Raw genomic sequence first — 20,425 nt, 5'->3', positions numbered from 1 at the left:
AATTATGAGAAGAAAAGATCTTTCAATAGAATTTTGTGGTGTAAAGTGCGAAAACCCATTTTTCTTAGCATCATCCCCAGTCGGGAACAATTATGAAATGTGTGCGAAAGCATTAGAAACAGGTTGGGGTGGGATAGTATTTAAAACCTCAGCTATGCAACAAATGAATGAAGTATCACCACGTTTTGATGCTAATAGAAAAGAAGGCACTCCTTTTATAGGATTTAAAAATATGGAGCAGGTTTCAGAACATTCAGTGCAGCAAAACCTTGCTGATATGAAAAAACTAAAAAAAAATTATCCAACTAAGATATTAGTAGCTTCAATAATGGGATCAAACGAAGAAGAATGGACTAAGCTTGCACAACTTGTTACTGAAATTGGAGCCGATATTATTGAATGCAATTTTTCATGTCCACAGATGACAAGTCATGCTATGGGCTGTGACGTTGGTCAAAACCCTGAATTAGTTAAAAAATATTCAGCAGCCGTAAGAAAAGGAACTCATCTTCCTGTACTTGCTAAAATGACTCCCAATATAGGAAATATGACCATCCCAGCAATAGCTGCAATAGACGGTGGTGCTACAGGCATTGCTGCTATAAATACAATAAAGTGTATTACTGGAGTAGATTTAGATAAAAAAATAGGACTTCCAATAATTAATGGAAAGTCATCTGTATCCGGATACTCAGGCAATGCCGTTAAACCAATAGCATTAAGATTTATAAATGAACTTGCTAAAGAACCTAAACTTAAGAATATTCCGCTTAGTGGAATCGGCGGTATAGAAACTTGGCAGGATGCACTTGAATTCATAATGCTTGGCTCTTCAAATCTACAAGTTACGACAGCTGTAATGCAATATGGTTATAGGATAGTTGAAGACATGATAAGTGGGATAGAATACTATATGGAAGAAAAGGGCGTGGAAAAGCTTTCAGATTTAGTTGGTGTTGCGCTTGATAACATAGTTCCAGCTGAGAATTTAGATAGAAATTACATAGTATACCCAAACTTTGATCATGACAAATGCATAGGTTGTGGAAGATGCTACATTTCATGCTTTGATGGAGCCCATCAAGCAATAGAATGGGATGAAGGTAGCAGAAAACCATCATTAAAGAAAGATAAATGTGTCGGTTGCCTCTTATGCTCACTAATTTGCCCAATAGAAGGTTGTATAACAAAAGGAGAAATTAAATTTAAAGATCCTGGTGTAGAAAAAGATTTAATTCTTTAACATAATGCATACAAACACCTCTGGAATTTCAAAAGGGAAGATGATGTGATTTTCCCTTTTCCAATTGTAACTAGGAATGCTGTTTTTAGTGTTTTCTTCATCTTAGTGCCCATCCCTTATTCCTATTTACTACAACAAACATTCAAAAGAATCTATGTATCTGTCACAAAGTAGCTGCATTTCATTTTTAGATTTACCTGTTGCTTTATCATATACTCCAATGGTATAAAACCCAGCATCCTTTGCCGTTTTCATTGCATAATCAGCATCCTCATAAACCATAACATCTGATAATTCAGTTTCCATCTTTTTTGTTGCAAAATAATAACTATCTGGTTCACTTTTACCTACTCCAACCTCATCACAACATAACACGAAAGTAAAATATTCTAGCACTTTGAGACGTTTTAATGCTGCCTCTGCTAGTTGTAATGGTGTAGCTGTGACCACGCACATAATTATACCCTCTCTTTTAAGTTTTAAAAGATACTCATTCACATATGGTTTTAGAGGCATCTCATATTTGTACTTGTCTTCAATTAATTCATTAATATCAGACATAATTTTCTGCACGTTATCATTAACACCAAGCTCCTTTTGAAAATAATTTGCAGATTCCGTCATAGACATATCATTTGTAATTACATTTAAATTTTGGGGAACTTTAATTCCTTTTCCTATCAAATAATCTCTTCCAAGATTTTTCCATGCTGGCATAGAATCCATCATTGTTCCATCCATATCAAAAATAGCATGTCCAAATTTTTTCATTAACCTTGTCCTCCTAATTTTTATTTATAAATAAAAAAAAACACAAAAGGTAAGTGCGCCCACGGTGGTGCACCCCTTTTTATGCTTTTTTAATATACATAAAAGAAACGTGTTTCTCAATATTAAGTTCACTTTAATTAATACAAAATTTTATTTGATTATAACATCTATTAATTTTTAAATCAACAGATGCAAACCATATGTTATAATATATTTTAAGTTTTTTTATAAATTACATATGATATATTGTTCCAGTGTAATGTGTTTTTGAATTTTCTTCATACTCCTCATAATCAATATATGCACCCTTAAACTCTATTACATTTTCATGTATACCAAAGCCTTCTATACTTATTGTTTCTATTTCTTTATTCTCATTAATACAAGTAGCCAATGTATAATAAAAATCATCTTCCTCATTATAAATAATTGTTGTATCTAATATTATAAATCTTGCTTGTCTTATAATATTTCTATCTTCATCTGTTATTTCCACAAACTCAATATCCTCTACAACATTATTTCCTTTATCATTAAATAAACTCACAACCGCTACCCCTCCTGCTTTTAATTATATTTTCTAACTAAAGCATTAATTATTTAAATAACAGTAAAATTAATAACTATTATATACTATTCATCAATGCTTAGTTATATTACTAATATAGTATTAAATGGCAGCTTTAAAATAATTGTTTAATTATTTTCCATGGTTTTTAATATATCTCTATAATCATGTACAGTAGTCCCTATCTTTTTTTCTACAGGTTTCTTATCTATTTTCCCATCATAATGCTCATATTCACTTACACTTGACTCTAATTTCTTTAATGTATCCTTTATAGTTTTATTTGCTTTTATATTATCTTCCATTTAAATTATCTCCTTATTAAGTTATTTAAAAGAATAAGCTGATGATACTATTCTATAAATATATGCAAAAACCTTTAAACGTTTACAGATTTACATATAAATATTAAATATAACCAGATTTGTCTTTATAAATTTAACAATCTATTTAAATTTGAGTTAACTTTATATTTTAAGATTTATGCTTTGATATATTAGATTGGAATAGTGTAAGTAAAATTCCAGTAATTAAAAGAAAAATGTTCAATACAAATGGAAGTCTACGGTCAATGCCCGATAAAATTCCTGCAATAAATCCAAATGGGGATGTAAATGCAACCACAATTACATACAAGATAGCCATTATTCTAGCTCTTTCCTTTGGGTCTACAAGTATTACCTGCATAGAATCTAATATCGGACTTATGAGGGATATACTAATTGCCTCCAATATAATACTTATTATTAAAACAAAGTATCCTTTATTAGGAGTCAAAATTAAAAAAATTTGACTAATTACAAATAATGAAAATCCAATAAGTAATGGTTTCTTAAATTTTAATGCTCCAATGCTATGAACTACAGTAAAGAAAAATGTAATCATAATGGTCGCTCGTATAAAAGGAAACATTCCTATATATTTAGCTGGTATATGAATTCTTTCTGTTACAATAATCGCCCAAAACGTATTATTCACTACCCCTATTATGCTCATAATAAGCATAATTCCTACTGTAAGTAGGGTTTCTGGTGTTTTTAATATTTTAATAAATACAGCTGAATATCCCTTAAGTAAAGTGAAAATACTTATATATTTAGTTTCTTCCATTCTAATTAGCCCTTGCTTTGTTTCTGTAGAATATTTATTAAGTATTATGAATTTAGAAGTCATCATTATAAAAGAAATAATATACAAGACTCTAACAGTTGAAACTAATCCAAATTCCCCTATAAAAAATCCTGATAGTGGTGCAAAAAATGCAGCACCTAATCCCAATATATAAATCCATGTATAAATATTTACAATTTGATCTTTATCACAATCCTCAACCAATAAACCACTCCATGAGTTCATTGTGACGCGAGAAATACTATTTATAATAGCTGCAAACACAAAATATGAGAAGTTTTTTGAAAAAGCCCATATTAAGCAGGGAATACTCCATGATATAGTGTCAAAAATAAAAGTGGTTCTTTTTCTACCCAGTTTGTCTGTAATTACACCTCCAAGAAGTGAAAATATAATTTGAAACATCATTCCAATACTTGCGGTAAATCCAATTTGGGTATCTGTTAGACCCAAAGTATACATATATATAGAAACATATGGTGCATATAAATTAAATGGAATACCCCATAGTGGCTCGGTATAAACGCAAGCCCTGGGATTTCCCTTTAAATGAGTTAAAGTATGAATTAGTGGGTGTTGTTTCATCATAGCTTTATCCTTTCTTACTATATTCAGATGATTTCCTTAATATTATTTTGTTTTTTTATATGCCTACATATTCTCTATAGTTTTCCATATGTTTTCATCTACTGGAATACCCTCTTCTAAATTTTTGTTCCTAGTATTTAGTGTTCTCTCACCTGGGTAAAAAATCCCCCTATTTTCATCCACTCTTTGCGAATCTTTAATATCCTTTATAACTTCATTAACTGCCACTTTTATAAATTCACTGTCAGTTGCTTTACTTGGATCAATAGCTATAAATATTTGTGATAATTTATATTCTGCTACTCCATCGATTTTTCCTACCTCGTATGATGAATTACCACCAGATAAAATTGTGGCTATTAAATCTAGTAATATAGAAAGACCTGACCCTTTCCAATATCCTATTGGTAAAACTCTCCCAGTCTTTTCAATTTCCCCTGGATCTTTCGTAATATTCCCCATGGAATCATAACCACCTACTACTGGTAATTGTTCTTTATTTAATTTAGTTACTTCTATTTTGCCATAAGAAAACTGTGCCATAGCCATATCTACTACCACATGACCGTTTTCTTTTGGAACTGCTAATATAAGAGGATTGTTGCCTATTCTACTCTCCTTTGAACCCCAAGCTGGCATGTTAGGAAGAGTGTTTGTCCAGCAAATACCAATACATCCTGCATCAGCTGCCTGCCATCCGTAACTACCTCCACGCATCCAGTGATTAGTGTTCTTTAATGCTACGCATCCTATTGTATTTGTTTTAGCGAGCTCAATAGCCCTATCCATACAAAATTTAGCATTTAAATTTCCCATACCAATGTTACCATCCCATTTTTCAAATGCTCCCATTCCTTCAATTTTACTTGGAACAGCATCTACATCTATATACCCTTTATCTATATATTCTATTACTCTTGAAAATCTAACATACCCATGGGAATAAACTCCGTCACAGCTAGTTTGCGTAAATAATAAAGCTGAGGCCTCTGCCCTTTCCTCACTAAACCCTTTTTTTATTAATACTCTCTTAAATTCATTTTTCATTTTTTCAAAAGCAACTCTCATTATAATATCTCCCCCTCATCTTTATTTATATTATTAAGCTAAGCTATCTTTAAATAAAATTGTTTTCTTTGTTAAATCGATTTCATAATACATATCCTTATAGATCTAATATCCATTTAATTTAATGAATTGTCCAATACTTCATTATTATCAGTATAACATTTTTATAATATATTCGCTTTTAAATTTAAGATTATCCATAATTAACTTTTGTTGACAATATTATAAATAAGAAATATACTTTCTCTTAGGAAACTTTTTTAGTTTTTATAGTTTCCAATATGAAAGGTGATGTCTTTATATGAACGATAAAATATTTACTCGAAATGAATTGTTTTTTTTAATTACGATAAGTTTAGCTTTAGGAATTAGACAAATGGCAATGACTATAGTTATGCCATTTATTTCAACCTACAGTAGAACTTTAAGATATAGTAATTCTACTTTAGCTGGCGTAGCCCTTGGTATTTTCGGATTAACACAAGCTATCTTTCAAATTCCTTTTGGCATATGGAGTGATAAAATTGGAAACAAACGTGTAATTTTAATAGGACTCTTCCAAGTAATAATAGGGCTAGTTATTGCCTTTCTTGCTAAAAGTATATATATGCTTATTTTCGCTAGAGCTTTGCAAGGAAGTGGAGCTATACTTGCCTCTGGATATTCCTGGCTTGTTTGTAGTGTTGATAATAAAAAAGGACCCCGAGCTTTGAGTATTTTAGGAATGATTGTTGGTTTTTTTGCAGCATCAGCATTTGCTTTAGGCCCTTTGATTAATAACTATATATCAGTAAGACAAATGTTTTTAGTATGTGCGCTTTTAATTTCCTTAGTATGGATTATCATATTGTTTTTCTTAAAAGAAACCCATGATAAAAGTTCTTGTACAATACCCGAAAATCAAATTAATATAGGTGAAGGGATAAAAGTTTTATTAAGAAGCAAAGAATTTTTAGGACTTAATTTAGCCGGATTTTTAAATAATTATATAATGGTATCAGTATTTTATATAGTCCCAATATATCTTGAAAAAATCACTGGTACTAGTGGTATGTGGAAAATTTTTATGCCTGCAGTAATTATCGCAATAATATTTATGAGAAAATCTATTATATGGGTTGAAAAAGGCTTTAGTTCAAACTTAATTATGCTAGCATTCATTTTAAGTGCCATAGGTATATGCTTTTATTTTAAGAACCACTCATTTTATTTTATATTGATAGGCAGCATATTATTTATGACAGGATACATTCTACTAGCTACTGTAATCCCTTCTGCAGCTAATGATATTGCAGAAAATAGCTATAGAGGAGCAGCGAATGGAATAATAAATAGTTTTCAATATGTTGGATCTTTTGTAGGTTCGGTGATTACTGGTATTTTATGGGGCAATCACAAAATTATTGCTTTATTTTTAATAATAGCAGTGTGTATAATTGGTCTATTTACTGTAAAAAGAACTAAAATCAACTGTTTTAAAAAAATAAAATTAGAATAGGGAGATATAAAATGAAGGAAATAATAATGAAAATTGCCGCCCAAAAGATACAGACATATGGGTTAAGAAAATTTACTATGGATGAAATTGCTTCAGAACTTAAAATGAGTAAAAAAACTATATATAAACATTTTAAAAGCAAAGATGATATCATCTTAGAATATTTTAAAGAAATAATAGAAAGTGATAAAACTTATACTATTGAGGCTATAGATAAAGCTGGTTCTTTAGAAGATAAATTGAATTCAATAATTTTTTCTTATCATAAATATAAACTTCCTATTAATATACTAGATGAAGCACATAAGTTTTATTATGAGGAATGGAATAAAATTCAGGATCTAAAAGACTTTAAATTAAAGCTCATAGAAACTACACTAAAAGACTCTATGGAATCCGGAGTTTTAAGGGATGATATTAATCTAACGCTTATTAGTTCCATCTTAGAAAGTGTCAGTAACACATTCCTAGATTACAAATTCTTAAGCAAAAATAACATGACACTGAAAGATGCAATGAATGAAATGATTACAATATTACTTCATGGAATTTTGAAGTTATAATAAGTTTTATATAAAAACAAAAGATCCACCTGTGTTAGATGAATCTTTTAATATTAATTTGTTAAACATTTTTATTTCTTTGATGATTTATCTATTGCTTCCCATAGTCCATTTAAATATGTTGCACCTAATGCCCTATCGTACAATCCGTAACCTGGCATAGCAATCTCATCCCAAATCATTCTACCATGATCCGGTCTTATAGGGCCTTCAAAACCAATATCATAAAGTGCTTTCATAAGTTCAAACATATCTAATGATCCATCGGATGATAAATGTGCTGCTTCATCAAACTTACCTGGTGCAAGATGTTTAATATTCCTTAAATGTGCAAAATGAATTCTTCCTTTGAAACTTCTAACCATATCTGGAATATCATTATCAGGGTTAGATCCGAGTGAACCTGTACATAATGTTAATCCATTATTCATAACAGGAACTGCATCTAACATTCTTTGAATGTTTTTCTTATTATTTATGATTCTTGGTAATCCATATACAGACCATGCTGGATCATCTTGATGAATAGCCATCTTCATTCCTAGCTTCTCACAAGTTGGCATAATTTTCTTAAGAAAATACACGAGATTTTCAAATAATTTTTCTTCATCCACCTCTTTGTATAATTCAAACAATTCTTTTACTCTTGAAAGCCTTTCTGGTTCCCATCCAGGCATTATAAATCCATTAGAATTAGAATCTATTTGTTCAAACATTTTAGTTGGATCTATTTTATCAATAAGTTCCTGATCATATGACAGAACTGTAGCACCATCAGATCTCATCTTTGCAAGGTTAGATCTTGTCCAATCAAATACAGGCATAAAATTATAACATACTAAATCAATGCCTTCCTTTGCTAAGTTTTCAAGAGTCTTGATGTAATTTTCTATATACTTATCTCTCGCTTTAAGCCCAATTTTAATATCATCATGAATATTTACGCTTTCAATACCACTAACCTCAAGGCCTGAAGTTTCTACTTCCTCTTTCATAGCTCTTATTGCCTCTCTGCTCCAAACTTCTCCAGGTTTGCTGTCATATAGTGTTGTGATAACCCCTACACAACCCGGAATTTGTCTTATTTGCTTTAGTGTTACGCTATCAAATTTACTTCCAAACCATCTTAGTGTCATTTTCATATTAATATTCCCCTCTTTCTTTATTCATAGTACAATCAGCATAATGTAAATACACTGATCCTACTTATATGTTTACGTTTTCACATTATCAATACCAACCTACATTTGATGAATTAAAACATATATAGGTAGTAAATATTTGCAATGATCCAATATTTTAAATTTAGTATACTTGTATACTAGCATAACAATAAAGACTAGTCAAGATATAGAACTAATATTAATTTCTATCCATCATATTCAACCAAAGAATTTTTTAAATTTCTTACTCCACCTCTTGGATCATCCACATCACCTATATATCTAGGAATCAAATGCACATGTAGATGATTTATAGTTTGCCCTGCATATCTTCCTACATTAATACCTATATTGTATCCTGCTGGTTCGTATTGAATATCAAACATCTCTTTTACCTCATGCATTAATTTGTATATTGCTTTAACCTCTTCCTCTGTTGCCTCAAAAAAGTTAGCAAAATGCCTCTTTGTTATTATTAAACAATGGCCATTATTTACTGGAAAATGATCAAGTATTGCAACTGCATACCTATTTTCTACTATTATTTCAGATTCATTGATATTGCAAAATATACATTCTGACATATTATCGTCTCCTTTTAATGTTATGTTATCCTTGTAAATTCTATTTTTATCACCGTACTTAATCTATCATAACAAAAAAACTGTACAATTAAGTACAGTTTTTTATAAATCTTTTCGCTTATGTATTGTGTCCAAAAGCTGTTTTTGATTTTTCCACTCTTTTTATTTCTAAGTACCCATACAACAATATTCCAATGGCAAAAACCCAAGGAATTATTACTGAAATGGTATGTGGAAGACCTAAATATTTTATTGTTATATTATCCTCAAGTATCATTTTTACCGATGTGTGAGCGAGTATTGCTCCACCTAAGAATATAACCATAGGATGATCTTTCATTAAATTTGCAACAAATTGACTTCCATAAAAAATTATTGGTATGTTTATCAAAATACCAATAACTATTAATAAAACATTGCCATCTGCTGTGCTTGCTATTGCAATTACATTATCAAGACTCATACTAATGTCAGCAATAATAATTACAGCTACAGCTCCCCAAAATTTATCCGCGTTTTTTACGTTACACTCTACTTCTTTAGATGCTGGTTTAATAAAATCCCATGTTATTTTTACTAAAACAATTCCACCAACTAACTTAATTGGTAACCACTGTATAGCCATTATTTGAGTAATTACACATGCAAATAGTATTCTTAATCCTATAGCACCTGCTATTCCTATAAAACTAGCTTTCTTTGCAAATTTAGATGATAGATTCTTTGTTGCTAATGCAATAACTCCAATATTATCACCAGATAATGTTAAATCAAGTATAGTAATTTGTAGCACTCCTATGATAAAAGCCATTAAAGTTCCCGTTTGTATCTCCTTCTTCCCTTTGGCATTAAAATTTATTAATTAACACAAACTTTAATAACGATTTTTACATTAAAATAATATTTAAATTTCTTACTACTTACATTATATCATACTATAATAATATTAAGTACATCTCCTTCATCTCTTTGCCGTAACTATATGGCTTTCTAATATATTAACTTATTAAGATTATTCCTTTTTCAAGTGAATACATCACCATAGAGCTACATTTACTTTTTGGAATGCTTACTCTTAGAGCTCTTTCCATGTACCTGTATAATCTTTTTTATGTCTTTTCCCACCTTTGTTTGTGGAGGTGTTGCCTTAACTATCTTTTTACCTCGGCTTAATACTAGACTTATTTTACCACCTTTTACATAGGCTGTATTTACCTCTGGAGATTGGCTGATAACTAACCCCTTAGCAATCCTATCACTATAATTATTTGTTATATTACCAAGAAAAAAACCATTATCGACTGCGGCTTGTCTTGCGCTACCTTCAGTTTTTCCAATAAGCGAGATCACAATTTTTTTTCAATTACTGGAACTTTTGAAACTACTTTGGGAACTGGAGTTTTCACACTTGAAGCTACCCCATTAGAAAGAGATTTCCCAAGCATTATGATAATCATAACTAAAATAATTGACGTTACAATTAACATACTATTTTTATTTTTAATGAGCTTTTTCTTTATAGGTAGTTCTTCACTTTCTTTTTTTAATATCGTTTCCTCAACCACTGAATTATCAAAAATTGTTTCTTCCATAATTGTTTGTTCCAAAATTGCTTCTTTACTCATAACCGTTGTTAAATCTTGTTTTATATTGGAAGCTACTACAGCATCCATAATTTTTGTAGAACCATCTATTTCACTATTTACTATTACTTTATAATTAGGATTTTCTTTAATTGCACCTATTACCTCTGACATTTCCTTAGCCGTCTGATATCTTTTAATAGGTTCCTTTTGCATCGCAATTAAAATTACTTGATTTATATTTTCCGGTATATCTGCAATAATTTCTTTTGGCGGCGTAACACTTCCCTGGATATGCATCATCGCTATAGTAATAGCACTTTGTGCATTATAAGGCACCTTACCTGTTACCATTTCATACATTACAATACCTAAGGAATATATGTCTGTCCTACAATCTACATAACTCCCTTTTGCTTGTTCTGGAGAAAAATAATGAACGGTCCCCATAACTTTATTAGAATTGGTTACAGTTCTTGCATCCGCAACTTTAGCTATCCCAAAATCCATTACCTTAACCATTTCATCTTTGGTTATCATAATATTATCTGGCTTTATATCTCGATGAATTATACCGTTTGTATGTGCACACTGGAGAGCTTTTGCTATTTGAAATACTATATCCAGAGTCTTTTTAGATGTAATTCGTCCACTTTCCTTTATTATTTGCTTTAATGTCTTTCCATCAACATATTCCATAACTATAAAATTAACACCATTTTCCGAGCAGACATCATGAACATTCACTATGTTTGGATGTGATAATTTTGCAATTGAAGTAGCTTCCCTTTTAAACCTTGAAACAAATTCCTCATCATCACTTAACTCTTCCTTTAATATCTTTACTGCTACAAATCTATTTAACACATGGCACTTTGCTTTATAAACAGTTCCCATGCCACCCTGACCAATGTTCTCTAATAACTCATATCTATTTAAAAGAAATGTCCCTATCATATATATACTGTCCCCCTAAGAAGAATATTAACATATACATTATATCATAGCTTATAATTTTGTTTTTCAACATATTTAGCTCCCTCTATAATATGGGTCTTATTTATAAGCTATTATATTCAACTATATACTACTAACATATGGATTTACCTTGTCGAATCATGTATAATAAATATATTGATGTTTTTTTAAGAACGCTGACAGGTGCTGATAATTCTATTATGCAAAAATTAAATGAAAGTTTAAAGTGGTGAAAAAAAAATGAAAAAAAAGAAAAAATTCAACAGGTATAATATCCTTACAATAATTATGCTAGCTATGTTCTTAACACTAGGTTCAAAGTTATATTATTTACAAATTTTCAAAGGAGAATATTACAAAGAAGCTGCTGAAACTGCTAATACTGCAAAGCTTGTAACAGTAGCCGCACCAAGAGGACTCATAACAGACAAAAACGGAATAAAACTTGCGACTGAAGCCCTTGGTTATAACCTTACATATACAAGTACAACTGATACAGGTAAAGATAACACACAGCTATTTGCAACATTACAAAAGGTCTTTAAAATTTTAGATGATAATAGAGAAGTTCAGACAGACAGTTTCGAATTAAAAATCAATCCATACAGATTTGAATTTACATCAAGTGACGCTAAGGTAAAACAGGTGATGCTTTTAAGATTTTTAAAAGATAGAAACCTTCAAGATAGTATATTAAAGGCGAAATTTGAAGGTAAAAAAGAAGAAGAGTTAAGCACGTCTGAAAAAACTGCTCTTAATAATGAGCTTTTAAAATTAACTCCTGAACAAATTTATAACAAACTTCTAATTAAATATTCTATAGAAAAGGGACTTGCAAGTTTGGATATTAAAGCAACCCCGGATGTGGTAAGAAGATATTTAATTGTAAAAGACAGCATTAAAATGAACTTTTATTCTTCTAATAAATCAATTATTGTAGCAACGAATATAAAACAAAATACATCACTTATATTCGAACAAATTCTTTCAGAATTGCAAGGTTTCAAAGTAGAAAATCAGCCTATGCGTGAATATCCCTACGGTCAGCTTGCTTCATCAGTCCTAGGATATATAAGTAAAATAAATTCTGCTGACAAAGCTAAGTACTCAGCAAAGGGTTATGACACAAGTGTAGATTATGTTGGGACTACTGGAATCGAAGCCGCAATGGAGAGTAACCTTAAAGGTGTTAACGGAGAAAAAGATATAAATGATGATTCTAAAGCAATAATTAAAAATACAGCTCATAATAAAAAAGCTGTTCCAGGGAAAAATGTTCAACTTACAATAGATGCAAATTTGCAATATGCAACAGAAAATGCATTAAATGAACAAATGAAGAAATTACAAGCTCAAGGGCATGTACAAGATTTAAATGTATCAAATGCTACAAGAGCTGCAGCTGTTGCCATAGATATTAATACTGGTGGAGTACTAGCACTTGTTAGTCTTCCAGGTTATAATCCAAATGATTTTTCTACAACGCAAGGTTTAACTGAAGCGCAATCACAAAAATATTTTAATCCAGATTATGAAAAGATGGCAAAAGCTGATGGTATATCATCTTTAACTGATTATATGTTTCCAATAGACAAAAATATAAAAGGAAATACAACCATTCGAAAGGATAAGTTTGATTATTATCCAAAATACTTATACAATTATGCAACTATGTCCCTTATTCCTTCAGGTTCTACATTTAAACCAATGACAGCAATTGCAGGGCTTGAAGCTGGAGTTATAAATGCTAGTTCTACCTACAATGATCAAGGTCGTTTTGATATGGGTGGAGGCCATTGGAATTCTTTCGTATCTGATGGTGCACAAGGTATTGTAAATGTAGTAAGGGCATTGGAAGTATCTAGTAACCCATTTTTTATGGATGTAGGCAAGAAATTAAGAGAACAATTCGGAGTCGATAGTTTAGCTAAATATGCCTGGATGTTTGGCCTAGGTGCTAATCCTAATTCAAAGAATCCTGGTACAGGAATAGAAATAAATGAAAATTTTGGGCAAGTATATAATACGGTGTCACAGAAAAACTTATCCGCATCTCAATTTCTTTTAAGTATTGAACAAGATTTAACTAATGGAGTTTCAGCAAAAGATGGAACAAAATTCCCACAAATAGATTTATATGATAGAGACGAGGATAGCAGTATAGTTTATGATGGAAAAAAGCTTTCAGAGATTAAAACTCAAATTAAAGACTATATAAAAGATTCTGTGAAAAACGCGAATTTTTCTCAAAAAAATTATATGGGTTTATTTAAACAATTAATTGCTGCTGATCCTATATATAAAGGCAAAAAATTCACACAAGCTAATCTAAACACAATAGTAAATGATGTAAACTTTCAAGCAGTACAAACAGGACATGGTTCTTTAGGTTTGCCATACAATATGTTTATTGCATCTATTGGTCAAGGCATGGACAATTTTACGCCTCTTCAGATGGCAAATTATATAGCAACTCTTGCTAATGGTGGAACAAGATATAAAGTTCATTTAGTTGATAACATAAAAGATTCAAATGGAAAATTAATATCTCAAACGAAACCAATAGTATTAGACAAAGCTAATATAAGTGCTGAAACTAGATCACTAGTTATGCAAGGTATGAATAACGTTACCGGTGCTGGCGGTGGTACAGATGGTACCGCATATGCAGCACTTGGCGATTTTCCTATTCCTACAGGTGGTAAAACTGGTACAGCTCAGTTTACAACTTCAGATGTACAAAATAAAGTTGGTAGAGGCGATTATGCATGGTATGTAGGTTATGCACCTGCTAAGAATCCTAAAATTGCAATATCTATAGTTATATTTGATGGTGGTTATGGTTCTGGTGCTGCAAACATCGCTAGAGGTATGTACGAGAGTTATTTTAAAAATGACCCTCGAATGAAACAGTATAAAAATCATTATAACATAAAAATTAAACGTATTAACTAATCAAGATAAGGAGAGCCTGCTGGCTCTCCTTATCTTTTCTAAATTATATTTGTTTTATTAGTAAACGTCTGAAAATTCTACTTGGATATTTTGTTTTTCACCTCTCATCGAATTAAATTTAGTATTTTCATTAAGTACCTTTTTTGAAGGAAATCTAACTGTAAACTTACTACCTACCCCAAGTTCACTTTCGACTTTTATACTACCCCCAGCTAATTCTACAATGGACTTAACTAAACTTAATCCAACACCTGCGCCTTCTGCACCTCTTGATAATGATTTATCTATCTGGCTATATTTATTAAATATCGAACAAAAATGTTCTGTCGCAATCCCAATTCCATTATCCTTCACAGATATCTCTATGAAATTAGTATTGTCCTTAATATTTACAAATATTTGACCACCATTTTTTGAAAATTTTATTGCATTTGATATAAGATTTAACACTACTTTATCTACCTTTTCAGGATCACAGGCAATAATTTTTTCTTCTACATCTGTGTCAAAAGTAATATTAAGTCCCTTACTCTTTGTAAATTCAGTTACAGCCATAACCATATCTTCTACAACTTCCACTATATTATTATTGGATAAATTTAATTCAAAGATTCCAGATTCAATTTTTGATAAATCAATTATATTATTAATAAGTTTAGACAATCTATACGAATTTCGTTTGATTGAGTCTATATGTTTAACAGTTGAACTTTTATTTTCATCTAAACTACCACTTTCACAGTACACATCTAATAATTGAGCCGCAGATAAAATAACATTTAGTGGCGTCTTCAGTTCATGTGACATATTTGTAATGTACTCCTCTTGAACAGTAAGTTCATTATATAATTCTTTATTTATTTTATTTTTTCTACTAATTTGTTTGTGCATATTTTTCCAAATAGTACCAATAAATATAAAATTACATATAGTAAGTATTAACCCTAAAAAGAATAACAAATATTTATGAACTCTTTGAGTTTTAGCAACTTCACTACGTGAACTATCAATATTTGAATTAATCTCATTCAGTATTGTGTTATCTATTATTCTAAATTCATCAACTAACTTTTTACCCTTATTTAAATTTAATTTTGCTTGTTGTGATTCTCCAGAATCTAACAATAATATTTGTTGGTAAAAAAAGTTTTGAATATATTCTCTTTGTCCTTCTAATCGATTAATAGTATTATTATTTAATCCTATTTCTTTTAAGTTATTAAGAGAATCATAATATTTTTCCATTTCTTTAGTTTTTAAATAATATGGTTCTAAAAATACTTTGTTTCCTGAAATAATATAAGCTCTTATTCCTGTTTCTTGATTAATTATTGATGATAAAACTTCCATTGAAAATATTTTTCCAGGAAGCATCTTTTGGGAAATGAAATCAGATTCTTCACGTACTTTATTCATACTGTATATACTAAATAATATTATAATTAATGATAAACAAGCAACTGATAAACATCCTAACACCATAGCTTGTTTACTTCTATTCTTTATCTTACCCATAAACTATCCTCTTTTCTCAATGCTTGTACTACAATCAAATCGAAATTCGTTTATTTTAGTACCACTACCATTAAACGCTTTATGTTTATTACATATTATTACATGAAATTAAATTCACCTTAATTAATATACCACAATATTTTACAAATTGGTATATTTTCGTTAAAATAAATCAAACTTATTATCCTATTAATTTTTATATTTAGCATATTATTAGAGATACTACAATAACTTAATATAAATAATTAAAAATAATATAGAATGGGAGATCATATGAGAAAATTATATTATAGAAGAAACCTAATAAAACCTTGGCATTTAACTTTAATCCTTATATTAGTTTCTCTAATATATATGATTTTTACTATTTTCTCTAATTGTAAAACTCCCTTAAATAAACCCAAATATATAGCAAATGGACAACAATATTCTACATTAACAAATGGGAATAACATAAAAGCCTACTGCGTTACTTTTATAGGAATGCATTACTTATGGGGTGGCACAACGCCTGAAATATCTTCTACTTCTGGAAAATATATGAGTGGTGGTTTCGATTGTTCAGGTTTTGTATCATATGCTTACAAATATTTTGGTATAAATTTACCTAGAACAACTATGGATCAAGTAAATAAAGGTATTTCTATTAATATTAAGAATCTTAAAGATGGCGATCTAGTCTTCTTTATGACTAATCCAGTACTCCCTTACCAAGTATCTCATGTTGGAATATATATTGGGAACAATAAGTTTATCCATTCTCCAAAATCTGGTGAAGTTATAAAAATCTCTGAACTAAAAGGCTATTATAAAGAAAGATTTGTTATAGGAAAAAGGATAATAAAATAATCACTGTATTTTAGTGTGCCCAGTACAAAATCATAAGCCCCCTATACCATAGGAGGCTTATAAAAAATATTTTTGTATACATAATATCTATTTAACTTAAATACTTAATTTCCTCAGAATCAGGTTTTGACCTATCATGTACGTTCCAAGTAAGGGATAGTAATACAATAGCAATTATAGATGAAGCTATAAGAAGTTTGAATCCTCCTGCCCAGTTATATTTATCTACAACTATTCCCATTACTACTTCAGCTGAAACTTGTCCAATAACATATCCAAATAACCCAGTAAATCCAGCAGCAGTTCCAGCTGCCTTTTTAGGAACTAAATCTAAAGCACTTACTCCAATAAGCATTACCGGTCCATATATTAAAGCACCTATGCAAGCTAAAGTAATGTTTATTGCTAATAGACTTGTGCTCTGCCAATAGATGAATACACCAATTGCAACACCTACCATGCAAGCTACGCCTACTGGCGCCCTACGACCATGGAATATCTTATCACTAATCCATCCGATGAGTATAGTTCCTGGAATCGCAGCATATTCAAATAAAGCAAATCCAATGGAAGACTGTTGAATACTAAAACCTTTTACAGTATTTAAGTATACTGGAGCCCAATCTTCAATCCCATATCTCACCATATATACAAACCCATTTGCAAGAGCGATATACCATAGATATTTATTATTTAGTACATATTTAAAAAGTATTTCTTTTGCTGTCATTTCTTTTTCTCTATCTTTTACTTTTGCAGCTGGGTAATCATTTTTATATTCTTCTATAGGAGGTAACCCTACTGATTGAGGTGTATCTTTTGCAAAAATCATATATAATACGCCGGTTATTATTGCAATAATAGCTGGTAAAATAAAAATTCCTTTCCAGCCTCCAAAAATTTGAACACCAAGAATAGCAATGACAGCTATAAATCCACCGCCTACATTATGTGCTGTATTCCAAATAGCCATTTTAACTCCACGTTCTTTATCTGAGAACCAATGAGTCATTATTCGCCCACATGGTGGCCAGCCCATACCTTGAACCCATCCATTCATAAGCATTAATATAAACATAACTGTGATACTTGTGGTAAGTGGGAAAAATAGATTTATGATACCAGACAGAATTAAGCCAATACCTAAAAAATACCTTGCATTGGATCTATCTGATAGATTTCCCATAACAAATTTACTAACACCATACGCAAGTCCTAGTGCAGAAGCGACTATACCTAATTGTGTTTTTGTAAAACCCTCCTGAAGGAAGTATACCTTAGCTAATGAGAAGTTACTTCTAACAAAGTAGTAAACTGCATAACCAAAATATATGCTTAAAAATACTTGCAGACGATATCTTTTGTATGCTGAATCAACCTTATCTTTCGGCAATGGTTTAATTGGAAGTGCAGGTTTTAAAAAGCCAAATAAATTTTCCATACGTTTTAGCGACCTTTCATTTTAGATTATTTTATTTAAACATATTAATCTATATATAAATATATAAATTCATGGTTTAATTTTTCCAAGGGCATCTAACATTTCTTCTTTATCAATTCCTGCTTTTTTAAAATCGTACTTATCGCTACCCAGAAGATTACTTAAATTTTGTCCTCCCTGTGGCAATGGCACATCACCCCTTGTAGACATAGCCATAGAAAAATTTTTCAGATCATTACCCGCTTGCGCCGTTAAACAATAATCTATAAAAGCATTTGCAGCCTTCGAGTCTGGTCCATCCTTAATTTTAGATACTGCACACAGCGTCCATCCCACATCTTTAGGAATTTTAGATTGTATATTAAATCCAGACTTTTTAACAATAAGCTGTTGATTTATAAAATTAACAGCAATTAAATATTCGCCAATGCCTACCTTTTCTGCTGGGGTAAGGCCATTTGTAGTAACTTGTGCTACATTATGGTTAAGTTTGCCTAAATATTCTAATGCTTTCTTTTTCCCCATAGATTGTACAAGATAAGAAACAAAAGTATAGCCGGTTCCAGAGGTTTTTGGGTTAGGAATAATAATTTCACCTTTAAATGCTGGATTTAACAAATCTTGAAAGTTTTCTGGCTGCTTTATTCCCTTTGATTTAAACTCGGCGTCCCATCGTTCTTTATTGATACCAATAGATAAGGCTTCTATATAAAGTCCTGTCCAATACCCATCTTTATCTTTATACCTATCAGAAATATAACTTGCATTTTTAGAAATATATTTTTCAATTATGCCCTCTTTTTTCATGTACTCATGGGCATCTACTGTGCCTCCTAAAAAAACATCTGCTTTAGGAGCTGTTTTTTCCTCCATTGCCCGGGCTAAAGCTTCCCCTGTAGGAAACCTTAAAAGCGAATACTCACAACCAGTCTTTTGTTTGAAGCCTTCTAGTAGAGGTTTAGCCTCATCTTCATGAAAGGCTACATAAACTAGAAGTTTTTTACCTTGCAGATTAGGATAATCACTCCTGTTTTTATTGCATGCAGTTAACAATGTAGAGCAAAGCAAGAGAAGAATAAATATAGTAAATTTGTAAGCTTTCATTAAGGTACCTCCAAAACATTTAAAAATTAAATACCAGTTTTTTTTATGTTTTTACATATCTCTACTAAATTTCCTTTCATGTAAATTGCATTTACTACATCATTACTAAAATCTTGAATAACAATATACCCATTTTCATATACATCAATATTTATGATTGCATAGAAAGTATCCTTTGTATTTGGAGTAGAATTACTTTCTTTTTCTAAATAGGTTTTTATGTGGTATAATACTTTTCCCTTTGTATTGATTGCTTTTTCTAGGGAAACGTTATCCTTAATTTTAGAACATTTTAATATTTTATTACGAATAAATGTTTTATCATCACGACCACATTTTTGTATATTATTATTACTATCTACTACGGTAACTTTATTTCGTTCATTTATAAGGTTGCTTAGATTTTCAGGCGAACATAAAACTTCATTTAAATAATTTTTAAGCTGATCTACATAAGGTTTATCTTTAGCATTTCCATAAATAATAGTACCTATTTTTAAGTAACTTCCTAAAGTAAAAGTAGATTTTTCTCCATTCAGATAATAAATAGTGCCACTTATTTCATCATTCGTATATGTGTTTTGACTTTCTTGCAAAGGACTATCTTTAGACATTTCGTCTATAATATTCCATATACTCCGAATAACATCACTCTCAGAAATAACAGTTTTGCCCCAATGTTTACTATAAACTTCTACCTTTACAGGCGTAGAGGTACTTACAGCTTTTAAAACTTGTTCTCTATCTTGAATAAGTACTACATGATCATAATTTTTTTCGTATTGCCAAAATATTATGATTCCTAGTAATAACATAAAAACAA

At 30.5% G+C, this 20,425-nt stretch carries 19 protein-coding genes; 5 read left to right on the top strand and 14 right to left on the bottom strand.

Annotated elements, in window-relative coordinates; all coding sequences use genetic code 11:
- Nucleotides 1-4 precede the first annotated feature (4 nt).
- Nucleotides 5-1,243, top strand: a complete 1,239-nt coding sequence (gene preA / locus Q0649_RS02960; RefSeq protein ID WP_298837057.1) for an NAD-dependent dihydropyrimidine dehydrogenase subunit PreA — start codon at nt 5-7, stop codon at nt 1,241-1,243.
- 129 nt (nt 1,244-1,372) lie between these two features.
- Here preA and Q0649_RS02955 read toward each other — a convergent pair whose 3' ends face one another.
- The 5 genes from Q0649_RS02955 to yiaK form a co-directional block, all read right to left on the bottom strand.
- Nucleotides 1,373-2,014 carry an HAD family phosphatase gene (locus Q0649_RS02955; RefSeq protein WP_298837055.1) on the bottom strand — a complete coding sequence of 214 codons (642 nt, stop codon included), beginning with the start codon at nt 2,012-2,014 and terminating at the stop codon, nt 1,373-1,375.
- A gap of 232 nt (nt 2,015-2,246) precedes the next feature.
- A complete protein-coding gene (locus Q0649_RS02950) occupies nt 2,247-2,561 on the bottom strand; it encodes a hypothetical protein (RefSeq protein ID WP_298837053.1) in 315 nt (104 codons plus the stop codon).
- A 149-nt stretch (nt 2,562-2,710) separates the two neighbouring features.
- Nucleotides 2,711-2,887, bottom strand: a complete 177-nt coding sequence (locus Q0649_RS02945) for a hypothetical protein (protein WP_298837051.1) — start codon at nt 2,885-2,887, stop codon at nt 2,711-2,713.
- A 169-nt stretch (nt 2,888-3,056) separates the two neighbouring features.
- Entirely contained in the window at nt 3,057-4,301 is a 1,245-nt protein-coding gene (locus tag Q0649_RS02940) for an MFS transporter (protein WP_298837049.1), read from the bottom strand.
- Between the two features lie 63 nt (nt 4,302-4,364).
- Nucleotides 4,365-5,369 carry a 3-dehydro-L-gulonate 2-dehydrogenase gene (yiaK, locus tag Q0649_RS02935; protein ID WP_298837047.1) on the bottom strand — a complete coding sequence of 335 codons (1,005 nt, stop codon included), beginning with the start codon at nt 5,367-5,369 and terminating at the stop codon, nt 4,365-4,367.
- A 301-nt stretch (nt 5,370-5,670) separates the two neighbouring features.
- On the opposite strand from yiaK, the gene Q0649_RS02930 reads away from it, so the two are divergent.
- Both Q0649_RS02930 and Q0649_RS02925 read left to right on the top strand, forming a co-directional pair.
- The gene (locus Q0649_RS02930; protein WP_298837045.1) at nt 5,671-6,867 is read left to right on the top strand and encodes an MFS transporter; all 1,197 of its coding nucleotides are present in this window, start codon (nt 5,671-5,673) and stop codon (nt 6,865-6,867) included.
- Between the two features lie 11 nt (nt 6,868-6,878).
- Nucleotides 6,879-7,430 carry a TetR/AcrR family transcriptional regulator gene (locus tag Q0649_RS02925; RefSeq protein ID WP_298837044.1) on the top strand — a complete coding sequence of 184 codons (552 nt, stop codon included), beginning with the start codon at nt 6,879-6,881 and terminating at the stop codon, nt 7,428-7,430.
- A gap of 71 nt (nt 7,431-7,501) precedes the next feature.
- Here the strand turns inward: Q0649_RS02925 and uxuA are convergent, their stop codons facing one another.
- The 5 genes from uxuA to Q0649_RS02900 form a co-directional block, all read right to left on the bottom strand.
- Nucleotides 7,502-8,572, bottom strand: coding sequence for a mannonate dehydratase (gene uxuA, locus Q0649_RS02920; RefSeq protein ID WP_298837043.1), 1,071 nt, complete (start codon nt 8,570-8,572; stop codon nt 7,502-7,504).
- A 227-nt stretch (nt 8,573-8,799) separates the two neighbouring features.
- Nucleotides 8,800-9,177 carry an HIT family protein gene (locus Q0649_RS02915; protein WP_298837042.1) on the bottom strand — a complete coding sequence of 126 codons (378 nt, stop codon included), beginning with the start codon at nt 9,175-9,177 and terminating at the stop codon, nt 8,800-8,802.
- Nucleotides 9,178-9,295: 118 nt separating this feature from the next.
- The gene (locus Q0649_RS02910) at nt 9,296-9,988 is read right to left on the bottom strand and encodes a YjbE family putative metal transport protein (protein WP_298837041.1); all 693 of its coding nucleotides are present in this window, start codon (nt 9,986-9,988) and stop codon (nt 9,296-9,298) included.
- Between the two features lie 242 nt (nt 9,989-10,230).
- Entirely contained in the window at nt 10,231-10,527 is a 297-nt protein-coding gene (locus Q0649_RS02905; RefSeq protein ID WP_298837038.1) for a PASTA domain-containing protein, read from the bottom strand.
- Nucleotides 10,524-11,717, bottom strand: coding sequence for a protein kinase domain-containing protein (locus tag Q0649_RS02900; RefSeq protein WP_298837037.1), 1,194 nt, complete (start codon nt 11,715-11,717; stop codon nt 10,524-10,526). The genes Q0649_RS02905 and Q0649_RS02900 overlap by 4 nt, the downstream gene beginning before the upstream one ends.
- Nucleotides 11,718-11,978: 261 nt before the next feature.
- On the opposite strand from Q0649_RS02900, the gene Q0649_RS02895 reads away from it, so the two are divergent.
- Nucleotides 11,979-14,693: a penicillin-binding transpeptidase domain-containing protein gene (locus tag Q0649_RS02895; protein ID WP_298837035.1), complete on the top strand. Its 2,715-nt coding sequence runs from the start codon at nt 11,979-11,981 to the stop codon at nt 14,691-14,693.
- A 57-nt stretch (nt 14,694-14,750) separates the two neighbouring features.
- Here the strand turns inward: Q0649_RS02895 and Q0649_RS02890 are convergent, their stop codons facing one another.
- Complete coding sequence (locus tag Q0649_RS02890) at nt 14,751-16,208, bottom strand: ATP-binding protein (protein ID WP_298837033.1); 1,458 nt, start codon at nt 16,206-16,208, stop codon at nt 14,751-14,753.
- Between the two features lie 273 nt (nt 16,209-16,481).
- Here Q0649_RS02890 and Q0649_RS02885 point away from each other — a divergent pair, with 273 nt between their 5' ends.
- Nucleotides 16,482-17,057 (top strand): C40 family peptidase, encoded by a 576-nt coding sequence (locus tag Q0649_RS02885; RefSeq protein WP_298837031.1) that lies wholly within the window; start codon nt 16,482-16,484, stop codon nt 17,055-17,057.
- A 91-nt stretch (nt 17,058-17,148) separates the two neighbouring features.
- Here Q0649_RS02885 and Q0649_RS02880 read toward each other — a convergent pair whose 3' ends face one another.
- The 3 genes from Q0649_RS02880 to Q0649_RS02870 all read right to left on the bottom strand — a co-directional run bounded on the left by Q0649_RS02880 (nt 17,149) and on the right by Q0649_RS02870 (nt 20,417).
- Nucleotides 17,149-18,498, bottom strand: coding sequence for an MFS transporter (locus tag Q0649_RS02880; protein WP_298837030.1), 1,350 nt, complete (start codon nt 18,496-18,498; stop codon nt 17,149-17,151).
- A 69-nt stretch (nt 18,499-18,567) separates the two neighbouring features.
- On the bottom strand, nt 18,568-19,602 hold the full coding sequence (locus tag Q0649_RS02875) for an ABC transporter substrate-binding protein (RefSeq protein ID WP_298837027.1): 1,035 nt from the start codon (nt 19,600-19,602) through the stop codon (nt 18,568-18,570).
- Between the two features lie 26 nt (nt 19,603-19,628).
- Nucleotides 19,629-20,417, bottom strand: a complete 789-nt coding sequence (locus Q0649_RS02870; protein ID WP_298837025.1) for a DUF3919 family protein — start codon at nt 20,415-20,417, stop codon at nt 19,629-19,631.
- Nucleotides 20,418-20,425 lie beyond the last annotated feature (8 nt).

It is taken from the genome of uncultured Clostridium sp. (assembly GCF_937920395.1).
Classification (GTDB): domain Bacteria; phylum Bacillota; class Clostridia; order Clostridiales; family Clostridiaceae; genus Clostridium_AD.
The sequence above is the reverse complement of the archived record's forward strand: the minus strand, read 5'-3'. Positions and strand labels throughout refer to the sequence as shown.